20 protein-coding genes are annotated in these 22,359 nt (G+C 42.8%); 4 read left to right on the top strand and 16 right to left on the bottom strand.

Annotation, left to right across the window (positions count from 1 at the left end; genetic code table 11):
* Positions 1–81 precede the first annotated feature (81 nt).
* Both C7B70_RS14710 and eboE read right to left on the bottom strand, forming a co-directional pair.
* Complete coding sequence (locus C7B70_RS14710; protein WP_106369777.1) at positions 82–1,452, bottom strand: alkaline phosphatase family protein; 1,371 nt, start codon at positions 1,450–1,452, stop codon at positions 82–84.
* Between the two features lie 98 nt (positions 1,453–1,550).
* Positions 1,551–2,789: a metabolite traffic protein EboE gene (gene eboE, locus C7B70_RS14705; protein ID WP_106369776.1), complete on the bottom strand. Its 1,239-nt coding sequence runs from the start codon at positions 2,787–2,789 to the stop codon at positions 1,551–1,553.
* Positions 2,790–2,889: 100 nt separating this feature from the next.
* On the opposite strand from eboE, the gene C7B70_RS25965 reads away from it, so the two are divergent.
* Entirely contained in the window at positions 2,890–3,075 is a 186-nt protein-coding gene (locus C7B70_RS25965) for a hypothetical protein (protein ID WP_146134059.1), read from the top strand.
* A 162-nt stretch (positions 3,076–3,237) separates the two neighbouring features.
* Here the strand turns inward: C7B70_RS25965 and C7B70_RS14700 are convergent, their stop codons facing one another.
* The 13 genes from C7B70_RS14700 to scyA all read right to left on the bottom strand — a co-directional run bounded on the left by C7B70_RS14700 (position 3,238) and on the right by scyA (position 17,360).
* Positions 3,238–4,431 (bottom strand): 3-dehydroquinate synthase, encoded by a 1,194-nt coding sequence (locus C7B70_RS14700; RefSeq protein ID WP_106369775.1) that lies wholly within the window; start codon positions 4,429–4,431, stop codon positions 3,238–3,240.
* Positions 4,432–4,447: 16 nt separating this feature from the next.
* A complete protein-coding gene (locus C7B70_RS14695; RefSeq protein WP_106369774.1) occupies positions 4,448–5,071 on the bottom strand; it encodes a DsbA family oxidoreductase in 624 nt (207 codons plus the stop codon).
* A 3-nt stretch (positions 5,072–5,074) separates the two neighbouring features.
* Positions 5,075–5,977 (bottom strand): UbiA-like protein EboC, encoded by a 903-nt coding sequence (gene eboC, locus C7B70_RS14690; RefSeq protein ID WP_106369773.1) that lies wholly within the window; start codon positions 5,975–5,977, stop codon positions 5,075–5,077.
* 8 nt (positions 5,978–5,985) lie between these two features.
* Positions 5,986–6,891 carry a TatD family hydrolase gene (locus C7B70_RS14685; protein ID WP_106369772.1) on the bottom strand — a complete coding sequence of 302 codons (906 nt, stop codon included), beginning with the start codon at positions 6,889–6,891 and terminating at the stop codon, positions 5,986–5,988.
* A 101-nt stretch (positions 6,892–6,992) separates the two neighbouring features.
* Positions 6,993–7,721, bottom strand: a complete 729-nt coding sequence (locus C7B70_RS14680; protein ID WP_233220944.1) for an EboA family metabolite traffic protein — start codon at positions 7,719–7,721, stop codon at positions 6,993–6,995.
* Between the two features lie 54 nt (positions 7,722–7,775).
* Positions 7,776–8,825, bottom strand: coding sequence for a hypothetical protein (locus C7B70_RS14675; protein ID WP_106369770.1), 1,050 nt, complete (start codon positions 8,823–8,825; stop codon positions 7,776–7,778).
* A gap of 117 nt (positions 8,826–8,942) precedes the next feature.
* Entirely contained in the window at positions 8,943–9,362 is a 420-nt protein-coding gene (locus C7B70_RS14670) for a PEP-CTERM sorting domain-containing protein (protein ID WP_106369769.1), read from the bottom strand.
* A gap of 165 nt (positions 9,363–9,527) precedes the next feature.
* Positions 9,528–10,682, bottom strand: a complete 1,155-nt coding sequence (gene scyF / locus C7B70_RS14665; protein ID WP_106369768.1) for a scytonemin biosynthesis PEP-CTERM protein ScyF — start codon at positions 10,680–10,682, stop codon at positions 9,528–9,530.
* Between the two features lie 87 nt (positions 10,683–10,769).
* A complete protein-coding gene (locus tag C7B70_RS14660) occupies positions 10,770–12,149 on the bottom strand; it encodes a ScyD/ScyE family protein (protein ID WP_106369767.1) in 1,380 nt (459 codons plus the stop codon).
* A gap of 94 nt (positions 12,150–12,243) precedes the next feature.
* Entirely contained in the window at positions 12,244–13,470 is a 1,227-nt protein-coding gene (locus tag C7B70_RS14655) for a ScyD/ScyE family protein (RefSeq protein WP_199192275.1), read from the bottom strand.
* A gap of 4 nt (positions 13,471–13,474) precedes the next feature.
* The gene (scyC, locus tag C7B70_RS14650) at positions 13,475–14,437 is read right to left on the bottom strand and encodes a scytonemin biosynthesis cyclase/decarboxylase ScyC (protein ID WP_106369765.1); all 963 of its coding nucleotides are present in this window, start codon (positions 14,435–14,437) and stop codon (positions 13,475–13,477) included.
* A 3-nt stretch (positions 14,438–14,440) separates the two neighbouring features.
* Positions 14,441–15,493 carry a tryptophan dehydrogenase ScyB gene (scyB, locus tag C7B70_RS14645; protein WP_106369764.1) on the bottom strand — a complete coding sequence of 351 codons (1,053 nt, stop codon included), beginning with the start codon at positions 15,491–15,493 and terminating at the stop codon, positions 14,441–14,443.
* Positions 15,494–15,515: 22 nt separating this feature from the next.
* Positions 15,516–17,360, bottom strand: coding sequence for a scytonemin biosynthesis protein ScyA (scyA, locus tag C7B70_RS14640; RefSeq protein WP_106369763.1), 1,845 nt, complete (start codon positions 17,358–17,360; stop codon positions 15,516–15,518).
* Positions 17,361–18,373: 1,013 nt separating this feature from the next.
* Here scyA and C7B70_RS14635 point away from each other — a divergent pair.
* Positions 18,374–20,338, top strand: coding sequence for a PAS domain-containing sensor histidine kinase (locus C7B70_RS14635; RefSeq protein WP_106369762.1), 1,965 nt, complete (start codon positions 18,374–18,376; stop codon positions 20,336–20,338).
* 2 nt (positions 20,339–20,340) lie between these two features.
* On the top strand, positions 20,341–21,183 hold the full coding sequence (locus C7B70_RS14630; RefSeq protein WP_106369761.1) for a response regulator: 843 nt from the start codon (positions 20,341–20,343) through the stop codon (positions 21,181–21,183).
* Between the two features lie 15 nt (positions 21,184–21,198).
* On the opposite strand, the gene C7B70_RS14625 is transcribed toward C7B70_RS14630, so the two are convergent.
* Entirely contained in the window at positions 21,199–21,555 is a 357-nt protein-coding gene (locus C7B70_RS14625) for a BON domain-containing protein (RefSeq protein WP_106369760.1), read from the bottom strand.
* Positions 21,556–21,749: 194 nt separating this feature from the next.
* On the opposite strand from C7B70_RS14625, the gene ilvN reads away from it, so the two are divergent.
* Positions 21,750–22,268: an acetolactate synthase small subunit gene (gene ilvN, locus C7B70_RS14620; RefSeq protein ID WP_106369759.1), complete on the top strand. Its 519-nt coding sequence runs from the start codon at positions 21,750–21,752 to the stop codon at positions 22,266–22,268.
* Positions 22,269–22,359 lie beyond the last annotated feature (91 nt).

Raw genomic sequence — 22,359 nt, 5'->3', positions numbered from 1 at the left:
TATTTTTTACATCTTACTTAAGAGATACTTTAGATAAGATGCGATAGCGCAAGCGCGCCCGGTAACGGGCTTCGCAATTATTTATTCGACAAGATGTTGGATCAGTAATTTACAAACATCAGTGGCAGCAATAGTATCTGCGTTGAGTGAGTTAGGTTTTTGAGTAATAAATATTGGCTGATCTTGAGACGAAACATTAATAGCACCATGAGAACCACGTACTAAATTAGCATCGGTGGGGATAACATCCATTAAGTAGCGAAATCCTAACTTTTTCTGTAATAGTTTCAAACCAACTTTAAGTTGAGGAACTTTGATTTGCGGGTCGATAAATAGTTCCACCGGATCGTAACCTGGTTTGCGGTGAATATCGACAGTAGAGGCAAAATCAGGAGCGCAAGCGTCATCTAACCAATAATAATAAGTAAACCAACTATCTGGCTGTGCGATCGCTACTAAGTCTCCAGAACGGGAATGATTGAGATGATAAGCTGCTTTTTCATCTTCTAATACCTGCGCCACACCGGGGGTTGATTCTAAAATATCGCGGACTTTGGGTAGATAAGTGCGATCATTTACATATATATGAGCAACTTGATGATCTGCAACCGCGAAAGCCTTGCTTGCGCCAGGATCGAGCAATTCGCGCCCTAATTCTTCCCGTACTGTTAATAAGCCATTTTCTCGCAACACGCGATTTAAGTGGACTGGGCGCGAAACATCAGTTATACCGTACTCTGATAAAACAACTACTTGAGCATTTCGAGCCTCATAGTAAGCAATCAAATCGCCACAAATAGCATCAATTTCTTGCAAATCTTTGTGAATAAGGCTGTTTTTAGTGCCAAGACGTTGCAATCCGTAATCTAAGTGAGGTAAATAAACTAAAGTTAGCGTCGGATTGTAACGTTCTTCTGTCCACTTAGCACTGTCTGCAATCCACTGACTAGAGGCGATGTTTGTATTGGGCCCCCAGAAGTTGAATAAGGGAAATTGACCTAAATCCTTAGTGAGATGTGATCGCATTTCCGCAGGTTGGGTATAAATATCAGGAATTTTTCGCCCATCGGCGGGGTACAGGGGGCGCGGCGTAACAGCGTAATCTACTGAGGAGTACATATTGTACCACCAGAACAAATTAGCACAGGTAAAAGACGAATCGAGCGATCGCGCCATATCCCAGATTTTAGGCGATCGCACTAATTTATTAGATTGTTTCCAGAATTTTACTTCGCATTCATCGCGGAAGTACCACCCGTTACCAACAATGCCATGTTCGTCAGGCAATTTGCCAGTTAAGTAAGTAGCTTGCGCCGTACAAGTTACCGCCGGGAGTACGGGTTTAATATTGGCTAGTTGCCCCTTTTTTGCCCAATTAGATAAAAAGGGGGTGTGTTCACTGAGTAAGCTAGGGGTTAAGCCGACTACATTTAGAACAACTGTTTTTTGCATGGTTTTTATAGGGGTTAATTTAAAAAGATGTGGGGAGATCCCCCCTAACCCCCCTTCAAAAGGGGGGAAAATATGGAACAATACTGCTTGAAAAATTATTAGGAGATGGAAGCAAGCTGTGGTTGAATTGCCAAGCCTGTTTGTAGTACCCACTCATACTCTCTTTGGATAGATGCGAGTAAATCGATTTTCATTTCTTGGGGTAAAACATCCCAAGTATAGGTTTCAATTTCTAAATGCTGACAAACAGGATTTGCTTGTAGTAATTGCAAAACTGCCACAATGTCATCTTGGGTAGACTGCAAAACTTGATAATCGTGGATAAAAATAGGTACGTGAAAATGTGTGCGCCATTCTTGAGCTTTTGACTGCTCTAGATATGGTAAAGCTGTAACTAAATCGGGGTAATGATGCAATGAACCGTCTGGGTAACGTTCGATTACTTGGTGCAAGTAAGTAGACTCAGCAAAGGGGCGCAATCGTGATAATAAAACCTCTCTATTGGCAGGTAATGCTACTTTAATAGCTGCACTTAGCTGTATTTTGCCGATTTTGATGCCACACTCCTGAAAAAGTGCAAAAACTGTAGCCGGATCTTCGTATTCCACCGCAAAATGACAAGTATCGTAGCAAATACGGATGTGTTCGAGTAATTGTGCTTCTGCTAACTTGGGAGAGATACTCAAAGATTCAGCAAGAATTGCGCCGCTAACTGGGAGTAACCAATTAGTAAAAAAATCGATTACTTCCGCCGTATTTTCGAGCAATCCATCGGGTTCGGGTTCTATATCTAAATGGATGAACTTCCCGGTTTGCTGGCGAAGGTTGATAAGTTCGGCGGTAAGGGATGCAAGGTGAAGACAACTAGAGTCGAAAATGTGATTTTCAGCAGATACTTCGCCTTTCCACCAAGGCTTGTAAGATATAGGTAAAGTAGAAATCCCTCCATCTATACCTTGAGGCAATAAAGCAGCGAGAATTTTGGCTAAATTTATTGTGTAGTTTAGGCGTTCAAGTTTAGACCAATCGGGCGAATAAACGGCATCTTTGACAACTTGGTGATGAAATTCCCCATAAGGAAAGCCATTTAGAGTAAATACATACAAGTTTTGAGCCGTTAACCAAGATTGAAACTGAGCTAAATTATCTTTTTCTAATAACTCCTTAGCGGCAATATTTGCTAAACGCAGTCCAATACCAAAAGGGTTTTCTGGAGACAACCGCAACTTAAGAACAGGGATATATTGTTGTAAATTGGCAAAAACGTCGCTCCAGCTTTCGCCGGGATGAATATTAGTGCAGTAGGTGAGATGAATATTATCTGTACCAATTTTCATAATTATTGTTTGTATTTTGGTGAAGTCAGTTAGAGGGCTGAACTTTCTTTAACCCTCACCGAAACACTGCTAAACGCACAGAGATTGAACGCTCACAGATATGACATTGTTTGCGGGGGGTTTGGGCGGCATCGAATCTGAGGAGAGACTCCCCCGAAAAATGTCTTGGGAGGCAACTCGTCCACGCCAGCTATGGGGAAGACAAAGTAATCCCCATACTGGCTCCCCAACGGGGGTTTGGGGGCAGACCCTCCATACTCAGTTTTTCTTAAGACAAGCCTTGTAGAACAAAGACACACCTATTCGATTCTTACCAAAAACTTGTGTATTAACCGAAAAAGAAGCCGATTGCCGAAACCTACCGTACCCCAAGACAAGGCACTTTTGCAGGGGGTTTGGGGGGCAGACCCCCCATATTCGGTTTTTCCTAAGAATTTAGGAGGGCGTTTTAAACTGCCAACAGTTCCTTAATAGCTTTCCTATAGACAGGTACATCAACCTCATGCACCTCAAAACCTTGACCAATTTCTTGCAATAACATTAAAGTCAATTCGCCCCCTAAGTGTTCTCTAAACTCTGTCAACCCCGCCAGCAGACACCGAGAAGAAGGAGGAGAATTTAGTTGTTCAGCAAGTTCTGGTACAGATAAAGTAAAACCAATAGCTAAAAGTGTATCAATAATGAGTTGCCATTGGGGTCGAGATAGGAACCCAGACAAGTAAGAATAAGTGCTATCAAGCGCAATACCAATTGCTACCGCTTCCCCATGTCGCAAGCGAAAATCAGTCAATTGCTCTAACTTATGCGCCGCCCAATGACCGAAATCTAAAGGACGAGAAGAACCCAACTCAAAAGCATCGCCGCTAGTAGCAATATGTTCTAAATGCAACTGAGCGCAACGATAAATTAACTGCTGCATAACTTCCATGTCTCGCCGCGCTAATTTTTTAGCATTAGACACGATAAACTCAAAAAAGTCCAAGTCTTTGATTAAAGCTACCTTAATTGCTTCTGCAATGCCCGCTCGCCAGTCGCGATCGCTTAAAGTAGTTAAAAAGTCAAAATCATTTAAAACAGCGTAAGGTGTGGCAAAACTACCTAAAAAGTTTTTCTTGCCAAAAGCATTAATCCCATTTTTTACCCCCACCGCCGAATCATTTTGCGCCAATGCAGTAGTCGGAATGCGAATTAACCTTACACCCCGATGTGCTGTAGCGGCGGCGTAGCCTACCATATCTAACACCGCTCCACCGCCAATTACTAAAACGTAAGAATGACGACACAACCCGACATTATTAATAACTTCGTGAATTTGAGTTAATAATTGTGGATCGTTTTTAGCCGCTTCTCCCCCAGGTACTACAATCGGATCTGCCGCTAAAGTTAACACCTGTCCGTAAAAGTCGATGTAGTCGGTTATTTGGGCGAGTAGATGCGGATAATGTTCTATTAAACCAGAATCGACAATTGCGATCGCTCTTTTTGTCCCTTCTCCTTCAGCAACGATTGTTTGCGCTAGTAAGGGATTGCCTACGTTAAATATTCCTGTAGTAAATCGCACGTCATAGCGAAAACTAACTGGAACGCATTGCTCAATTGGTTGTATACTGTAACTAATTTTTGATTTAGTATTAGTTGTCATAGTTATTAAATAATTCCTAAAGTTCTTTTTGTATTGCTTGGATAAATACTTCTACCGACTGCGAACCACTGATGCTAACTTTGTTGTTGATGACAAAAAACGGTACGCTACTTATACCTTGATTTCTTGCCGCTTTTGCTTCTTCTACAACTTCAGCTAACGCCGCATCGCTACTTAATTGCTGCTTTAACTGCTTTTGGTCAAAGCCAAATTCTTTACCTAAAGAAGCTAGGGTGTCAACATCGCCAATATTTAGTCCATCTTCAAAGTAAGCTTTATATACGGCTTCGACAATGACGTTTTTATGGGTTTTTGGTGTCAGTGCAATTAGCCGATGAGAAAGCGTTGTATTTACAGCCAAAAAAACCTTTTCAAAATCTAGCTTGACTCCAGCTTTTGCACCGGATTGAGTGGCGTAACTAAATAGCTGTGTTAATTGATCTGCTCCTATCCCTTTTCGCATCTTCATAAAAGCGCGAAACCCTACCCCTTGAGCGGGAATTGAATCGTCTAGTAAAAAAGGATGCCAGCGTATCTCTATTGTCTGGTTTTGGTCTAATAATGCGATCGCATCAAAGAGATGTTTTTTACCAATTCGACACCAAGGACAAGCGGTATCGTGAAAAATGTCAATTAACATAATTTAAGTTACTACAAAGACTTTTGCTAGAGTTATAGACACAAATAACAACCCTAAAACAAGTAAGCCGTATAACCCGCCAGCAAAACCCGCCGCCATACTCGCGTCTAAAATAATTAGCGATAAAACCCCAGCTTTTACAGCTTTACGGATAATATCGGCATTAGGCTCTTTAGTTGCAGCAATAAAAGGTGGAAATACTTGCGCCGTTAATAAAGCTAAAAATGGTAAAGCTGCGAAAATAGAGTAATTTGGCAATAATCCTAAAGCTAATACTCCACCTAGGGCGATCGCAAGTAACAATAAAGCTAGTTTTCCTGTACTACTTTTACCGCCGTGTACTTCCCCGCGACTAATGGCTGTAACTGCGGCTATATAAAAAATGGGAATGAGTGCTAAAAACCAGCGCTCTGTAACCATTGCAGGTATTGCACTCACGCCCAAAAGTAAATTGCCACCACGACAAAGACCCATATTTATAGGACTTAATAAGGCATTGTGTTTGTTCCAGGCATCGTAAATTAATGCCCCTATTGCCACAAATACCGCAATCACAGCACTTAGTAACGAAACTTGAGCCGCCGCTACTACGCCTATCGTTAAAAGTACAATTCCTAAGCTAGTTGCGCCAAAAATCGATGCTTTACCTGTTGGGATTGGTCTTTCGGGACGCTCTATGGCATCTAACTCGGCATCAAAAACATCATTAAACACTACCCCGCCGCCATAAAGCCCCGTTGTAGCTAAGAGTAGCCAAGCTAAAGGAACTCCTAATTCTGCGCCGGAAGCGGCAAAACCTGTTAGGATATCTGCCCAAGCCGTAACAATATTTGCAGGGCGCATTAGTTGCAAATATGCCCAAAAACGAGTAGATAAGCTGTAATTAGACTTTAATACAGTAGTCATGTATACCTCTACTCAATTAGGGCGTAATTACTCGCCCCTTCTACTATTGGCTCTTGTCCACGCAAGACAGAATTATCATTAAATGATTGCCGTTGATCGATAGGTTGAGGATTTAACCAGTCAGACTCTTTCATTTGTCCGCTTTGACTATAAGCTGTTAAAGCATTTTGATAGCAAACAGTATTGACATGATCAGCAGAAATGCCCCGATCTAACATTAGTTGCGCTGTTTTTGGCACTGCTAAGGGGTCGCTGATACCCCAATCGGCGCTGCTATCAACAATAATGCGATCGCACCCATACTGACGCACAACCTCCACCATCCGCGCATTACCCATCTTTGTATGAGGGTAAATTGTAAAAGCTGCCCAAAAACCCCGATCTAAAACTTCCTTGACAGTTTCCTCATTATTGTGGTCAATAATTACTTTAGTCGGATCTATCCCATGTTCGATTGCCACATCCATACTCCGGCTTGTTCCAGCTTTTTTGTTGCGATGGGGAGTATGAATTAGCACCACCATATCTAACTCTTTGGCAAGTTCTAGCTGCGCTCGAAAACATTTATCTTCAGCTTGGGTCATGTCATCATAACCAATTTCGCCGATCGCAACTACTCCTTCTTTGCAAGCAAATAGAGGTAATAATTCCATAACTTCCGCCGCCAAAGCTTCGTTATTTGCTTCTTTAGGATTTAAGCCAATCGTGCAGTAATGGGCGATTCCAAATTGAGCCGAGCGAAAGCGCTCCCAGCCGACTAAGCTACTAAAATAGTCTTGAAACGATCCAGCATTAGTTCGGGGTTGTCCTAGCCAAAAAGCAGGCTCAATTACAGCAACAATGCCTGATTCGCGCATAATCAGATAATCGTAAGTTGTCCGCGCGGTCATGTGAATATGAGGATCTATAAACATAGTTGAATTGGTAATTGGTAATGGGTAATTGGTGATTTTAATGAACAATTCCCAAGGAGACAGGATTGCAAAAAGGAAAAATTATCACACTTTCAGCAACGCTATTTTTTTGAATTAATATGTTCTACTAATTGCCAAAGTTCCGGCGAAACAGTGCGATTAGCTGCCAATCGTTCGTTGGCGTAGTCGGTTAACATTTGGGCTAAAGTTAGATTAGCGCGAAGTTCTAAGCCTTGAATTAGCCGCAGAGGACTACCTACAAATAGCGCCTTGAGTACCATTTGATTCCACGCCAATTCGTCGAAATACTCTTGCGGATAGGGATTGTACAACGCGATCGCATTAAAGACGGGAATCATATTACTCCTTAATCCTTCTGCCGCCCTCAAGCGATACTGTTCGGGGTATGGTAACAGTGGCAAAGCTTGATAAAGAGCGACCAATTCCCCCATGTCGGCGGTATTAAAAAGTTGCTCTAATTTTTGTAAATATTCTTCAGCCCTGTTGTGAGGAAGCGCCAATAATAATAAAGTACGAGCAGTTGCGTCGCTGTTCCAAAATTGAGGCTGCCAATGCGATCGCATTAATTGGGCGGCTTGCAATTGTTCCATTGTTAGCGATAACTTTTCTTTGCCTACATAGCGAGGTACAGCGCTAAAAGACGTAAAAAATACTCGCACTTCTGCACCATCAGCAATAAGCTTACATTTGTTATCTAACCAAGCCAAACCCTCAGTAGTGGTATGTTGTGCCACCCACTGACGGAGTAAATCGGACGTGCAAGAAGTCGCAGTTTTCATTAAAGTATCTTGCCTTTCTAAAATAGTCACTGTTTCAGTGCATCTAAGTTAAAACACTAATTTTTATTGACAAAATCTTAATTCCTAGTTTTTCAAACTAAGCTTGCCTTTTGCCTTAAATTTCTTTGACCACACAAAATAAATTAATCCCACCGCTAATAGCGACAGCGCCGAACCGGGTTCTGGGACGGGTTCGCTGGGTATATTGCCAACACCATTACACCCAAAAAAGCAGCCAGAGTTACCCGTTGTGCCGTCCGTACCGGACATTCCGCTTAAAGAAGCAAAAAATTGTGTCAAATCGCTATCAGACAAAGTGCTTAGATCCGCACCATTACCTTGAGAAAGGATGAGTTGCTCAAAAGTTTGGCTACTTGCGGCATCAAAACCGCTAGTTAATCCAGTAAATTCTTTGCCAAAGCCACCGACGAGCGAACTAACTAAGTTATCAATGTCTGGCTTCAACTCTGGAAATATTGCTTCTAAAGTAGCAATATTTTGACTTGGCTTGCTCGCTGTAGGATCGTTGCTTATAAACCAATTGCCATTACCAATAATTACGTTATTGTCGGTAAATAGCCAATTTCCGTTACCGATGACTACATTATTGTTGCCAAAATCCCAATTACCATTACCAAGGGTGGAATTATCGCTACCAAAGCTCCAATTACCATTACCAAGGGTAGAATTATTGCTGCTAGAGTCCCAGTACCAATTACCGTTACCAACGGTTGAGTTGTAACTTGCCTCCTCTCGAAGCCAGTTGCCATTACCAATAGTAGCGTTGTAACTTGCTGAGTCTATATTCCAATTACCATTACCGATAGTAGCGTTGTTACTACTCAAGTCCCAATTGCCTGTACCGATGGTGGCGTTGCTACTACCAAAGTTTTGATTTTCTGCGAAGGGGTTTTCACCATTAGCAAAAGGGTTTTTACCATCAGCAAAGAGATTAGAAATATCACTATTGGCAAAAGGGTTTTTACCATCAGCAAAGAAATTAGAAATATCACCAGTAGTTAGAGGACTACCGCCGCCATCGAACGGATTGCTACTACCGCCGCCGTTAGTATAAGAGTTATTGCTACCATTACCAACAAAAAAGTTGCTAATACTGGGTTCATTAGTTGCCATAAGTAATAGTTCGCTTATTTGTAATATGGAGATTTTTATAAAGCCAGGATTAGAAGGACAAAGTATAAATATTTGGAAAAGTTACTATTTGCCTTTTAATCCTGAGTGCGATCGCGTTTATTTGTTAAAAACTTTTGCTGTCCGTCGCCCGTGTTGCTTAAATTTAGCTGCTGCAATGCCTAAACCTATTACAGCTAGACCTAATACAGAAGAAGGCTCTGGCACTGGGGTACTCGAACCACCAGTTGGCAATCCTTGAGGAATATTACCAGTAAAAGCGGGTATACTGCTACTAGAAAATTCTGTAGGGTTCACACCGCCAGCAAAAATATCCCAGAAGTTGTCATCAGCGAAAGGATCGCCACTACTACCTAAAGGAATGCCTCCGCTTGCGAAATCAACCTTACCGAAAATATCCTCTACTGTTAGGTTATTCCCGTCAGCACCTTTAATATCCAACAACGGCCCAAAGGGTGATTGTTTTAGTAATTCATTTAAGTCTTGAGTAGTGCTGCTAGTGGTTTGAGTATCAGCCATTTGTTTGACTCCTATGAGGTTTAATTTCAAAATTTGTGTATGCAGTCAACTTGCAATCCCAGGTTTGCAAGTTGACTTGTAAGCGGTAAATCTGCTTTGAAAGAAACCTTCGACAAAGAAGCCTAGCGACAAGACACGCTTGGGTATGCTCCTTTGGTTAAGCTTTTATGCTTTAAATGCTTTTTGCTTTTGGCGTTGCTTTAATTTGAGAGTTAACGCACCACCACCCAAAACCGCTAAACCTAACATTGAGGAAGGCTCAGGGACTGGTTCTGAGTTGTTGACATTCATTACTTGGACGCGACCTTGGAAGAAGTCACCGACATAAAGCTTGCCATCTTTTAGGTCTGAACCCGCCGTCCAATTAAACTTACCTGGTTCGAGGTCTAGGGGATCGCCATAGGGAGAGGGTGCGCCCAACGCTAAAGGTGGTACGACATTGCCTTCTGCATCAAGGGCAGGTTCGCCATAGGTACTCAGAAAGTTACCACTTTTATCGAATATTTGGACGCGGCTATTGATAGAATCCGTCACGTAGATATTACCTTTCTCGTCCACCTCAGCATCAATAGGCTGATTGAACTCTCCCTCTCCAGTGCCTTGTGTGCCAAAATTTAGCAGCGCATTGCCTTCTTGGTCGATCACTTGAATGCGGTTGTTGAACTGGTCAGTCACAACTAAATTTCCCTCTGGCGTAGTTGCTATGCCTGATGGACCTTGAAATTGTCCTGGCGCAGTGCCGTTGCTGCCAATAGAACCAGTTATTTCGCCATCTGAATTAAATTTCAAGATGCGATCGCTACTATAGTCACCCACGAATCCATTGCCGTTATTGTCAAATACAATCCCCGATGGACCGAAGAAAGGTCTGCCTTCAACTAGTCCGCTAAATTGACCTTGAGCAATGGAGTTGAGATAGTTACCTTGGGGATCGAATACGTTAATCCGGTTGTTGACAACATCACCCGCATATAAATTTCCCGTATTCGGTTCAAATGCGAGCGCTGATTGCCCGTCAAATTGCCCAGGCCCGCTACCCTTACCGCCAAAGGCTTGAAGAAAATTACCCTCAGAACTGAACACCTGGATTTGATCGGTTACGTCATTAGCCACGAAGACGTTCCCTGTTTCTTTCTGTACCGCAATGCCTTGGGGAATGGCAATCGTACCTGGAGTAAACGGAGTTTCTCCTGCGGCGAAGTTAGCTGGTCTGCCGATGGAACTATCGTAGCTGAGACTAACTGCTTGGGCTTCGGTTGTTACCGCTAGCATCAAGCCACTTGTTGCAACGACTAATGAGAGATTTTTTACTAATCCCATGATGTTCGACTCCTATTCGTGTATAATTTGTGCAACCAAGCAAAGCGATCGCCCTAATGCCAGTAAGGTGCGATCGCACTTTGTTACTTAAGCTTTGAATTTGTGTGTCAACTGCTTTAACTTGCCCTTAAACTTAGAGCCAACACCCGCAGCGCTCAAAGCTAATATTCCTAAGACAGAAGCAGGTTCGGGTACGGGTTCCGCGCCTGTATTTACTCTGACAACACTGCCGTTGCCTGGGCCTACGCCTCGATTTGTTACATAGATTTGGTTATCAGGACCAATAGTCAGACCATCGGCCGATTCTAGCCCTTCACCTGCGCCAACAAGAGTGGTGCGCGTACCATCGGCGGCTAGTCGAATTAGAGATCCTGGTAAACTACTGATATCTTGACTTGTTATCTGTGAAGTGTCGGTAAATTGTAGAACTAGCAAGTTGCCTTCTTTGTCAAAAGTTAGTTCAGTAATTGCGTTGAACCCTTCAGCAAAAACTGTTGGTACACCGTCTTCGCCAATGCGGAAGATCCGCGCCTCATCTTGTGGATAAGGAAAACCTGAATATTCCCCAACATACAAAGCACCATCAGGACCAACTGCACCACCCGTAGGTACTGATTGAATTGATATCCGAGGATCGCCGTTTTCGTCTGGCTCTAAAAAGTTAATCAATCCTGGTGGCAATTCTGCTCCTGGTGGAAGCTCTGGAAGTTGTGGGTTAGTAATAATGTTTAGTGGGAGTGCTGTTGCTTTTGCTTCACTACCATCAAGCTTGATGCTATATGTTGCATTTCCGCCGCCGTCAACGACATAAGCCGTATCGCCACTAATAGTTAAGTCGTAGGGGTTTGTAACTTGGTCTCCACCATCTGGATTATTGGCAATTTCATACTTGGCAAAGTCAAAAATCTCTGTTAATCCTCCGGTGTTCAAATCTGCTTTAAACAGTTTCGCCAAGTTAGAAGTATTTAAAACATCCTCCGGTGCGGATGGTGGAAACACAGCAAGTTGCTGGGGTGGAAGTGCATAATTGCTACCCAATTCAAGGGTTTCCGCGTCACGATTTCCTGGGTAGCCAGCATAGCCAGTTAGCAAGTAAGCATTACCTACTGAATCAAACTGCAAGTCGGCAGGACCAGCAGCCTGGTTACCCGAAGGTTGTTCGGCTAAAGATTGAAAACCAGTAAATATGCGATCAGTCTGACCGTCAGTTTTGACTCTAACAATAGAGCCAGAATTACCCGCACAAATCGGCTGAAATAGCGTACTTGGAGAAGGTTGGCAAGCACCATCGCCGCCAACACCTGGCTCTGCAACGTACATTGTCCCATCAGGACCAAAGCTAACACCCCGTGCGTTACTAATTCCCTCAACAATTGTAGTTAGAGAAACAGCTTGAGCGGCAGGTACACTGACGATCGCTGCAAAACAAAAAGAAATAAAGGTAAAAGCAGATAACTTGAAGTTCATATTTTTCGACATTTACTGGTAGTATTTTGGGAAATTTGGTTAATTGGGAAATGGGACTTGTGGGATTAAGCTCTTTACAAAGCTATATTCACCGTTAGCGATTAAGGAATCGCTTTTTGCGCCACTGTTTGAGTCCTAAAGCCCCAAAAGCTAGTACGCCAAGAACAGAAGTAGGTTCGGGAACGGGTTCACTATTGTCAATTCTCAGAACTTGACTTGCGCCTGGGCGATCGCTTTGATTGGTAACGTAAACTTGACCATCGGGGCTAACTGCCAAGCTAGAGGGGGCAATTAGCCCGTCTCCACTCAGGAGCGTTGTTTGCGTTCCGTCGGGGGCAATTTGAATTACAGAGCCATCAAAATTCCCTTTCCAGGCTGACTCGTTGGCATACTGCAAGGCGTACAAATTGCCTTGGGCATCAAATTCCAAGTCTGTCAGTTGCGTAAACCCATCAGCGTAAATGCTGGTTTCCCCATCAGTACCAATTCGGTAAATTTTGGCTTCACCTTCGGGAAAAGGAAAACCCGTAAATTGACTGACATAGTAAGCACCGTCTGCACCTACAGCTACTCCTGTAGGTGTCGCATTTATGGCAAATCCTGGTGGTATTTCTCCCGATGGCACTTGAGTAGGATCGAAAGGTACAGAGTCGGTTGGGGGAAAGATGGGATTAGTTAAAACTTCTTGAGGAAAACTAGCAATTGCTTGTAAGTTGCTGCCGTCGATTCCTACACTCAATAGGGCATTTGCTCCCGCATCAATAGCGATCGCGCGATTCCCATCAAGAATAAAAGCCGTCGGATTGCTACCTATATCTGCCCCGTCGGGATTATTAGCTAATTCGTAGTTAGAGAAATCAGCAACGACGCTCCACGAATTAGTAGCAAAGTCTGCTAAAAGTAGCTTGCCCAAGTCAGGACTATTTAAAGCTGTATCTCTCAAGGCTGGATCGGCGGCGTAGCCCATTAGCACGTAAGGATTACTCGCAGTATCAAACTTGATATCTTGAGCGCCAAAGGAGCTAGTACCATCGCTCGCGGCGATCGATGGTAAGTTGGTTAAAACCCGCTCCTTTGTACCATTGCCAATTTTTGTTACAGCGCCGCTAGTTCCATAACACAAGTTGCCACCCGTCGGTGAAGGAACGCAAGCCCCCGTACCCCCCGAGCCGGCTTCGGTAACATAAATAGTGCCATCAGGAGCAAAACTCAGTCCTCTAGCATTATCTAAACCATCTGCAACTATTGAAAAAGTTGCAGCTTCGGCGGCTTGCGGAGCTAATACCGCAAGAATAGCTAAAATGAGCAATCTCAGTTTCATGACGCTACTTCGCACCCACCAAAGAACGAGGAATATAGCTCATTCCCCGCGCAAAGGTTTCAGTATTCCCAGCTTTAGCTTCTAGAGTACGTTTGATATTCATACTCTCAGCGCCGTAGTCTTCAATTTGTAGCTTGCCATGAGGCAGAGTTTCGCCGACTTTCCAAAAAGTAATTCGGTGCTGAATAAATCCCGATGCGGCTGGATCGTTGAAAGCGTAAGAGCAAGGAATCAAAACTGCTGGCGAACGTTGGTAATAGTTGTAGTCAGGATAGAAATATTCCTGTTCCAGCAAATAATACTTACTCAAATTGTTAAGGCGAAACTTGACTTGTACTTTTTGCCCGTACTCATCGATAAATTCACCAGATTCGGGAGTAATTTCGCCACTGGGATGCAATAAGTGCGCCCACTCATCTAGATTGCGGACATCTTGCAAATACTCCGCACCCATTTCTACTGGTGCATCAATGTACATGGTGTCTACATCAATGTAGTAGCGCCCTTTGGCTGCTTGGGTAAGTCCGGCTTTACGCTCCAAATTACCTTTCAAAGATCGGCATTCAGAACTATGTACTGTATGAATTCCCTCCATAATCATCGGCGGACGACGAATTGGATCGATAAAGCTCAACCAGTGAAAGTAAACTCCCTTCTCGTCTGTTCCCGGTTCTATATAGTCGGTAGGAAAAAGCAATACGGGGTAAATTTGAAAATACTGGTTGTACTCAACGCCACAATGCCACTCAATGCCGTAAAAAAGTGGATGTTGGAGTTTTTTAATGTGATAGTACAAATTGTTTTGATACCCAGAAGCTGTACCTAGCCAAGTATCATCATCAATTTGTTCGATCATCCGGCTAAACAACGTCCACTCGTCTAAATTCTGCAACTCGCAGAGATAGTCAAAGGCGGTTTCGGGGGAAGTGGCAATAAAAGCCGATGTAGCGAAGGTATTTTTTTCCACTGATTACTCCTTTGTTTTTAGACTTTTAGCTTTATTAATCCGCTCTTGGGCTAAATGCCGAGAAGCTTCATAGGTAGTAATTTCTGCACTTTGGGCGATCGCAAAAATCTCTAAAAGTGTGTCGTAAATGTTGTTTAATTGTTGAAATGCTTTGGTTTCGTCATAACCAATCATTTCGTTGTAAACGTTTATAAGTCCGCCGCCATTAATCACATAATCCGGGCAATATAAAATCCCCTTTGATTTCAATGCTTGGCTGTGTAGTTGCTCGCTTTCTAGCTGGTTATTTGCCGCCCCAGCCACAATAGGCGCTTTAATTAGTGGAATAGTGTCGCTGTTTAAAATTCCCCCCAAAGCACAAGGGGCAAACACATCAACATCTAAACCATAAATTTCATCGGGGGCGACAACTTTAGCTCCGTACAACGAAGCAACAAGTTCTGCTTTTTCGCTGCTAACATCGGTAACGTATAAGTCAACCCCATGCTCGTGCAGGTACTTACACAAATTACCTCCCACATTTCCCAAGCCCTGGACGGCAACTTTTAAACCATCCAGTCCTTGATTTTGCAGGCGAAAATTGACGGCGGCTTTGATCCCCAAAAGTACACCTTTAGCCGTAATTGGCGCAGGACCTCCAGACTTTTCGGAAGTACCAACTACGTGGCTTGTTTGACGGCGAATTGTGCAGACATCTTGCGGTGTAATGTTTACATCTTGTCCGGTAATAAACCGCCCGTTCAAGCTTTCAATAAACCGCCCGTAAGCCTCAAATAGCTCGTCAGATTTTTCTTCGGGATTGGCAATAATTACCGCTTTACCGCCGCCTACAGGAATATTGGCGCAAGCAGCTTTGTAGGTCATCCCACGACTGAGACGCAAAACGTCTTTGAGGGCGGCGGCCTCATTCACGTAAGGAAGCATTCGAGTTGCTCCCATGGCTGGACCTAAACCCGTATCGTGAATTGCAATAATTGCTTTGATGTTTGGATTTTGTCCGTGGCAAAAAAGCACTTGCTCGTGACCCATTTCTTCGATAGTTTCAAAAATTTTCACGTAACTATCCTGTTAAAAGCAGTTAAACCAAGGGAAAGGAAACTTGTTTGGGTGTACCAGTCGCTTTGACTCCGAGCGCGGCTAGCCCTTGATTGCGTCCTTTAGAAGGTGCGGGGCGACTAGGATCGATCAGGACATCAATTACAAAGGGGCTATTGTGCGCGATCGCCTTTTCCAACGCCGCAGTCAAATCGCTTTCGGTTGTAACGCGCACCCCATCAGCGCCCATACCCCGCGCTACGGTAACAAAATCTGTTTCCGGAATTAACGCATCGGCTCCTGTAAGTCCTAGTAGTTTCATTCCTTGAAAGCACATATTGTATCGAGCGTCATTTAGCACAATCCAAATTGCCGGAACTTGATACTTAACGGCGGTGCTAATTTCGTTATTCATCAGCATTGCCCCATCGCCGACAATCGCCACCGCAATACCCTGGCGCGCGATCGCTGCCCCGACAACTCCCGTTACCGTATGACCCATCGCCCCTACTCCCGTACTCACCCGGTAACGCCCTGCTTGATTAAATCTCAACAGGTTAGTTGACCAAGTAAAAGAGTTGCCCGACTCTGCCATAACTACAGCATCAGTGCCTTCAACTATGACTTTTTGGATTGCTGACATCAGCACTTCAGGACGGACTAAGTTATCTGTACCCGGTGAAATCGCTTCAATTTCTGGGTGCGGTAAGGTATTTGTTTGCTCTACTTGGGGCATTTGCGTTAATAACTCTTGCACAAATACCTCAATGTCTGACTGTATAGGCAAAGTTTCCGCGTGAGGATAAGCTACCCCTGGAACTTGGGGATCGATGTCTACATGGATAAATCCACCTCTAGGAACCATTGATTGACTCCAAAATGAAGTTGGTTCCCCTAAGCGCGTCCCTAGTACCAATATCCTTAAAGGCATTTGGGTTTGCATATAAGTCATTACCGACGAATGCCCACCTAAGCCTGTCACCCCGATAAATTGCGGATGATCTTCAGGAAAAATCCCCTTAGCACGCGGCGAACACATCACGGCGGCTCCGGTTCTTTCCGCAAGAGTGCGAATTTCCTCGGCGGCTCCCCTAGCTCCAAAACCTACCCAAATTGCAAAGTTCCCTTCTGTTAGCTTGCTGACGCATTTAGCAATTGTTTCTTTGCTGGGAATAGAGCGATCGCCTTCTAAGTCTAATCTTGGCAACTCCTGCTCAACTAAACTTGTTTGCACAGCCGTAGGTATGCTCAAATGGGCGACAAAGCCTCCTGGTTGCGCCAACCCTAAAGCAATCCTCTTAAAAATTTGCGGTAATTGCGCCGCACACTCTACAGTAGTTGCGTAGTTAAACAACGCTCCCGATGTAAAGATTCCTTCACTAGGCAAGGTATAAGCTGTAGTTTCTTGAATTGCCCATTTCCCCCGTTGAGGTGCGGAAGTGCAAGCCGATAAAAATATTACCTTAGCTCCTTCTCCACGCGCCGCAAATAGTCCGGTGATTGCATTTGTAATTCCTGGCCCGGCGGTAGTAAAAACTATTGTCGGACGATTGGTTGCAAAGTACGCTTCAACGGCTGCAAAGGCTGCGCCTCCTTCATGGCGAAAGTTTAATACTTTCATCAGGCTGTTTGACAAAGAACCCCAAAGCGTTGCCATTGCTCCCCCAGCAACCCCAAAGGCGCACTCTATCCCCAGTTGTTCCAACATCTCAACTACCGCCGCAGCGACGGTAATATTTGCGTCAGGTTGTGCTAATTCCCTTGCTTCGATAGGTTGGATATAAGCATAGGTGGCATCGGATTGTAGCGATTCAATGGATTCAACAGGTTCAAATCTTTGATAAGATTCAAGTTCCATTGGTGTTGCACGAGTATAGTTTTCAGTCATTGCTTTTAATTACTCATAAAATTTGCTGCCGGATTTAGCGCAGAAGCTAGTAGTATTTACTAGAATCGACAATAAGTAATATCAAATACTCGGTTTGAAGTTAAGACTGGTTTGTAGTTCTGCCAAAGCAAAACAGGAGAATAAATATCACCAATTTCAACCCAAGAATTTTTACGATATATGCAAACCTAACGAGGTGCTTCAAGTAACAAATGTAGGGGATACCAACAGGTATCTCAATGAATAATTTTTCGATTGCTATGTCAATTCTTTTGATTCCTTTAAGGCTGAAAAGCTTGCCTTTATTCAATTTAAAAATATATTCCCTTTGATAGGTACAGGGTATAAGTAAGTAATTTCAACTTTAAATATATTTGTATTTTTTACTACATAACCCGAAAGTAAATCTAACTCTCTAACTTTGCTAGGTGGTATACCTAACTTTTAAAAGTTGTATTACTGAATACTTGATTAGTTAACATAAGTTGTGTCTTTCGAGAGAAGTTAGGTAGGATTCAAGCTAGCTAACTTAGTGAAGGCTTTGTTAAGAAAAATTAAGTTGCTTATGGCATAGACGCTAACTCAGCGCACTCTGCAATCGCTGGGTTATTAAAAAAAGATTAGTATAAATGTATTAAACAGGGTCAAAGGTATTTTTCATCTGAAACCCTGCCTCAAACCAATCGCACCTACAAAGACCTAGAGTCCTCATATACACCAAGCACGCACTTTAATAAGCTTAAACAATGGCAGATAACCTTTAGCAAAAGTCTTGACTATCAGCTTAAGTTGTGTTGTCAAAATTAGCACTCAAGTTAAAAAGATTTTAAGTTACACATATCTTAGACACATCTTACACACATATTACACTTAACAGAAGTAACAAGTACCATAAAGTTTTGTTAAGCTTCTTTAAGAGTTGAGCAAAAAATAATTCTAGTTAAGATTGGCAAATTATGAATCAAAAAAGCATTAATCGTCCATTGAAGTAATAAAAAGGAGGGAAAAGAACTGTGAGCAACAATTATATTTCAGTTCAATCCAACTCAAAAAAGTTTTCTGTACCACCAGAAATAACGCAATTGCAACTGACAAAAGTTATTGTAGATCGTGCGCCCGATGCTATTTTTTGTGTTGAAGCAGATGGACAAATTTTTTATGCAAATGATGTAACTTGCAAATTAACAGAGTATTCTCGCCGAGAACTGCTGTTAAAGAATTTAGTAGATATAGAACTAGAAATAGATGCGGCTCAATGGGCAGAATATTGGCGCATATTAACGAAAAAAGGTAGCCTAAACTTGACATCAAAGCTCGAAACTAAAAGCGGGCGAACAGTTGTTGTAGAACTTGTAATTAACTATATAGAAGAGAGTAAAGAATTTTGCTGTATATTCGTCAAAGAAAAAGCTAATGCAGCTTTTGCATCGAAAGTAGAAGAATGCACAAATAAATTTATTGAGACAAACCAACATTTAAGCCAAGAAGTTACTCGACTAAAACAAACAGAAATACAACTTGCAACTTCTCTTTCAGTATTGCAATCTACTTTAGAATCTACAGCAAACGGCATTGTTGCTTTGAGTTTTAGCGGAGAAATTCTCAGCTACAATCAAAAATTTATAGATATGTGGCAGGTTCCAAAGGGGATAATGCTTTCTAAAAAATGCTCCCATAGCCAAAAGTTTTTTGAAAACAAAGTCAAAGATCCAGAAGCATTTCGTAAAGCAGTATGGTCAGAATCAATTCAATCTGAGAGCGATCATTACGAGATTTTGGAACTAATTGATGGCAGAACTTTTGCTCATCACTCCAAAGCGCACTTATTAGACGGAGCAATTATCGGTAGAGTTTGGAGTGTTTGGGATATAAGCGAATTTAAGTCAACAAAAGAGGTGTTAGAACAAGGTGAAAATGGCTTTGTTACTTTAGCAGAGACAACCGAAGCAATTATGTTCATAGTTCGCTCGAAGCGGCTGCAATATGTTAATTCGGCAACTTCGGAAGTCGCAGGTTATACCAAAGAGGAGTTATTAAATGAAAACTTTAACTTATCGCAGCTAATTGTTCGCCAAACACCCACTCAGCCAAACGGCAATCCGCAGCACCAAGAAATAGAAATTGTCACTAAAAACGGCGATAGGCACACTTTGGCTGGCTCTATTGACTTAATTGATTTTGATGATAAACCCGCCGAACTTTTCGCCTTCATTGATATTACCGCTAGCAAAAATGCAGAAGCAGAAGTAAGACAAGCACTAGAACAAGCAAAACAACTAAGCGAACTAAAAGAGCGTTTCGTTTCCATGTTGTGTCACCAGTTTCGTACACCCCTGAATGTGGTTTCTTTTTCCGCAGACTTGCTCAAACGTCACGTTCACCAATGGAATGAAGACAAACAACTACCATATTTAGCACACATTCAAGTAGCGGTAGAACAAATTGGGCAGGTATTAGAAGAAATCATGAGCTTTAGTAAGTTAAGAGCAGGAAAATTAATATGTGAGCCTAGGGAGTTCGATCTAGACCAATTTTGCACCGATATAGTTGTACAGATGCAGTTAGCTTGTAGCAATCAAACGCAGATTGTTTTTGTAAATAAATGCGATCGCCAAGTTTACCTAGACAAACAATTATTGGAGCCAATTTTAAATAACTTACTCTCAAACGCGATTAAGTATTCACCAGCAAATAGCACCGTAACTTTTGAGATTGCTTGTCAGGATGCAGAGATAAGTTTTCAAATTAGCGATCGCGGAATTGGTATCCCAGAACGCGATCTCCCCCAACTATTCGAGCCATTTTATCGCTGTAGCAATGTCGGCGATTTACCTGGTACGGGTTTAGGGCTATCAATGGTGAAAATGCTTGTAGAAGTGCATGGCGGCAGCATCTCTGTAGTTAGCGTAGGCAAAGGTAGCACCTTTACTTTTGTATTACCTTCAGAAAAAAAGACATTAAATAATTGGAGTAATTAAACATGAGTCCACAAACGGCTGCAAAAATTTTATTAATTGAAGATGATGCACGTACCCGCAACATCTTTATGGACTGCTTAAACGCCGAAGGTTATTGCACAATCGGAGCAGAAGACGGCTTAGAGGGGGTGGCAAAAATTCAAAACCACTCCCCCGACTTAGTAATTTGCGATGTGACTATGCCTAAGCTTGATGGTTATGGAGTGCTAAAAACTCTGCGTCAAAATCCGCTTACAGGCATTACTGCATTTATTTTTTTGACTGCAAGTGTAACTAAAGCTGACTGGCGTAGAGGGATGGAATTAGGCGCTGATGATTATTTAACTAAGCCAACTACGGTAGAAGAACTATTAAAAGCGATCGCCACTCGATTAGAAAAACGAGCAAGTCTGCATTCGTGGTATGCAACTAAGTCTGCACCAGTAGGGGAAAAGGTAAAAGAAATAATCGTCAATCAGTCAATTTTTCCCATTGCGCCGGAACTGCAAGAAGTCTTTAAGTTTATCGAAGCCAACTATCATCAACCAATTACTTTATGCGATGTGGCTCAAGCAGTTGGTTATTCACCAGCGTACTTAACTAACCGAGTAGGTAGCCAGACAGGATATACAGTAAATCGGTGGATTGTCGAGCGCCGCATGGTAGCAGCGCGTTCTTTACTACAAAGTACCGACCAATCGGTAGAACAAATCGCTAACGCTTTGGGTTATCAAAACACTTGCCATTTTTCCCGCCAATTTCGCCAACATCACGGCGCACCACCCCAAGCATGGCGCAAAGCTTCACAACGTTCTGTACCAGCGTTGAGCATTGCCCAAGCAAGTGTTGAGGTAGCGGTTAGCTAACCGCTACGGATAATTTTAAGCAATCTCTACTTGGTCGCTATTTACTTCTGTTGCACCATTGACTCTTTGAGCCACAGAAACCATTTTATTGAGAAGTTGTTGACTAGGCGCTTTGCCTTTTAAAACAACAACGCTACCAGTTTGAGCTACATAAATAGTATCAATATCCTCTAAATCTGGCTCCTCATCAAACTCTAAAGCCACTCTTTTAGCTAGTCCGCTTTGGTCGTATTCGCCGCTAAGTCCCATCCGTTCGGGAGGAACCGACTCTGTAGGCGCTTGAGCTTGAGCGGATGGTGCTTGTGATTGCGGGGCGTAGGACGGAGCAGCAGATGGTTTTTCCATGCCAAACAGACGTTTTAACCAACCCATATTTATTTTTCTCTTTTATATACACAACTTTAAATAAGCATAATTTATGCTGTTTTTACATCTATCTATCAAGAGATAAGCTTGATTTTTTCTGCCCTTTGTGACGCAATCGAGCTAGAATAAAGGGCTAAAACGGTGCTGCTTGAACTGAAGTTAGCGGTACGCGATCGCCCATCTATCAAGCCTTAATAGCCGTGAAACATACATTATCAGTTTTAGTAGAAGATGAATCCGGGGTTCTTTCCCGCATTGCTGGTTTATTTGCCCGTCGCGGCTTCAATATTGAAAGCCTCGCTGTAGGAGCCGCCGAGCAAGGGGGAATGTCTCGAATTACAATGGTTGTACCGGGTGACGAGCAGGTTATTGAGCAGTTGACAAAACAACTATATAAGCTCGTAAACGTGCTAAAAGTTCAAGATATTACCGAAATTCCGTGTGTAGAGCGAGAATTGATGCTACTGAAGGTAAACGCAAGTAGCGCCAACCGTTCAGAAATTGTCGGATTAGCCCAAATATTTCGGGCGCGAGTAGTAGATGTAGCCGAAGACTCGCTGACATTAGAAGTTGTAGGCGATCCGGGTAAAATGGTAGCGATCGTGCAAGTATTAGAAAAGTTTGGGTTACAAGAAATTGCCCGGACTGGCAAAATTGCCCTTACCCGCGAGTCGGGAGTGAATACAGAGTTGTTAAAATCTTTGCAAACGAGAGTGTGAAAATTGCTTTGAGGCGAACAAGAGTTCGCCTATCTACTTCAGATAAATCAGCAAATCAACCCTGGATTGCGCGCGATAATGTCCACAACAG

Source organism: Chlorogloea sp. CCALA 695 (assembly GCF_003003885.1).
In the GTDB taxonomy this organism is placed as follows: domain Bacteria; phylum Cyanobacteriota; class Cyanobacteriia; order Cyanobacteriales; family Chroococcidiopsidaceae; genus Aliterella.
The sequence above is the reverse complement of the archived record's forward strand: the minus strand, read 5'-3'. Positions and strand labels throughout refer to the sequence as shown.

Bases quoted from the DNA above. Each gene is read 5' to 3' on its own strand.
- C7B70_RS14710 (WP_106369777.1), bottom strand. From the start codon at position 1,452: ATGCAAAAAACAGTTGTTCTAAATGTAGTCGGCTTAACCCCTAGCTTA.
- eboE (WP_106369776.1), bottom strand. From the start codon at position 2,789: ATGAAAATTGGTACAGATAATATTCATCTCACCTACTGCACTAATATT.
- C7B70_RS25965 (WP_146134059.1), top strand. From the start codon at position 2,890: ATGACATTGTTTGCGGGGGGTTTGGGCGGCATCGAATCTGAGGAGAGA.
- C7B70_RS14700 (WP_106369775.1), bottom strand. From the start codon at position 4,431: ATGACAACTAATACTAAATCAAAAATTAGTTACAGTATACAACCAATT.
- C7B70_RS14695 (WP_106369774.1), bottom strand. From the start codon at position 5,071: ATGTTAATTGACATTTTTCACGATACCGCTTGTCCTTGGTGTCGAATT.
- eboC (WP_106369773.1), bottom strand. From the start codon at position 5,977: ATGACTACTGTATTAAAGTCTAATTACAGCTTATCTACTCGTTTTTGG.
- C7B70_RS14685 (WP_106369772.1), bottom strand. From the start codon at position 6,891: ATGTTTATAGATCCTCATATTCACATGACCGCGCGGACAACTTACGAT.
- C7B70_RS14675 (WP_106369770.1), bottom strand. From the start codon at position 8,825: ATGGCAACTAATGAACCCAGTATTAGCAACTTTTTTGTTGGTAATGGT.
- C7B70_RS14670 (WP_106369769.1), bottom strand. From the start codon at position 9,362: ATGGCTGATACTCAAACCACTAGCAGCACTACTCAAGACTTAAATGAA.
- scyF (WP_106369768.1), bottom strand. From the start codon at position 10,682: ATGGGATTAGTAAAAAATCTCTCATTAGTCGTTGCAACAAGTGGCTTG.
- C7B70_RS14660 (WP_106369767.1), bottom strand. From the start codon at position 12,149: ATGAACTTCAAGTTATCTGCTTTTACCTTTATTTCTTTTTGTTTTGCA.
- C7B70_RS14655 (WP_199192275.1), bottom strand. From the start codon at position 13,470: ATGAAACTGAGATTGCTCATTTTAGCTATTCTTGCGGTATTAGCTCCG.
- scyA (WP_106369763.1), bottom strand. From the start codon at position 17,360: ATGACTGAAAACTATACTCGTGCAACACCAATGGAACTTGAATCTTAT.
- C7B70_RS14630 (WP_106369761.1), top strand. From the start codon at position 20,341: ATGAGTCCACAAACGGCTGCAAAAATTTTATTAATTGAAGATGATGCA.
- C7B70_RS14625 (WP_106369760.1), bottom strand. From the start codon at position 21,555: ATGGGTTGGTTAAAACGTCTGTTTGGCATGGAAAAACCATCTGCTGCT.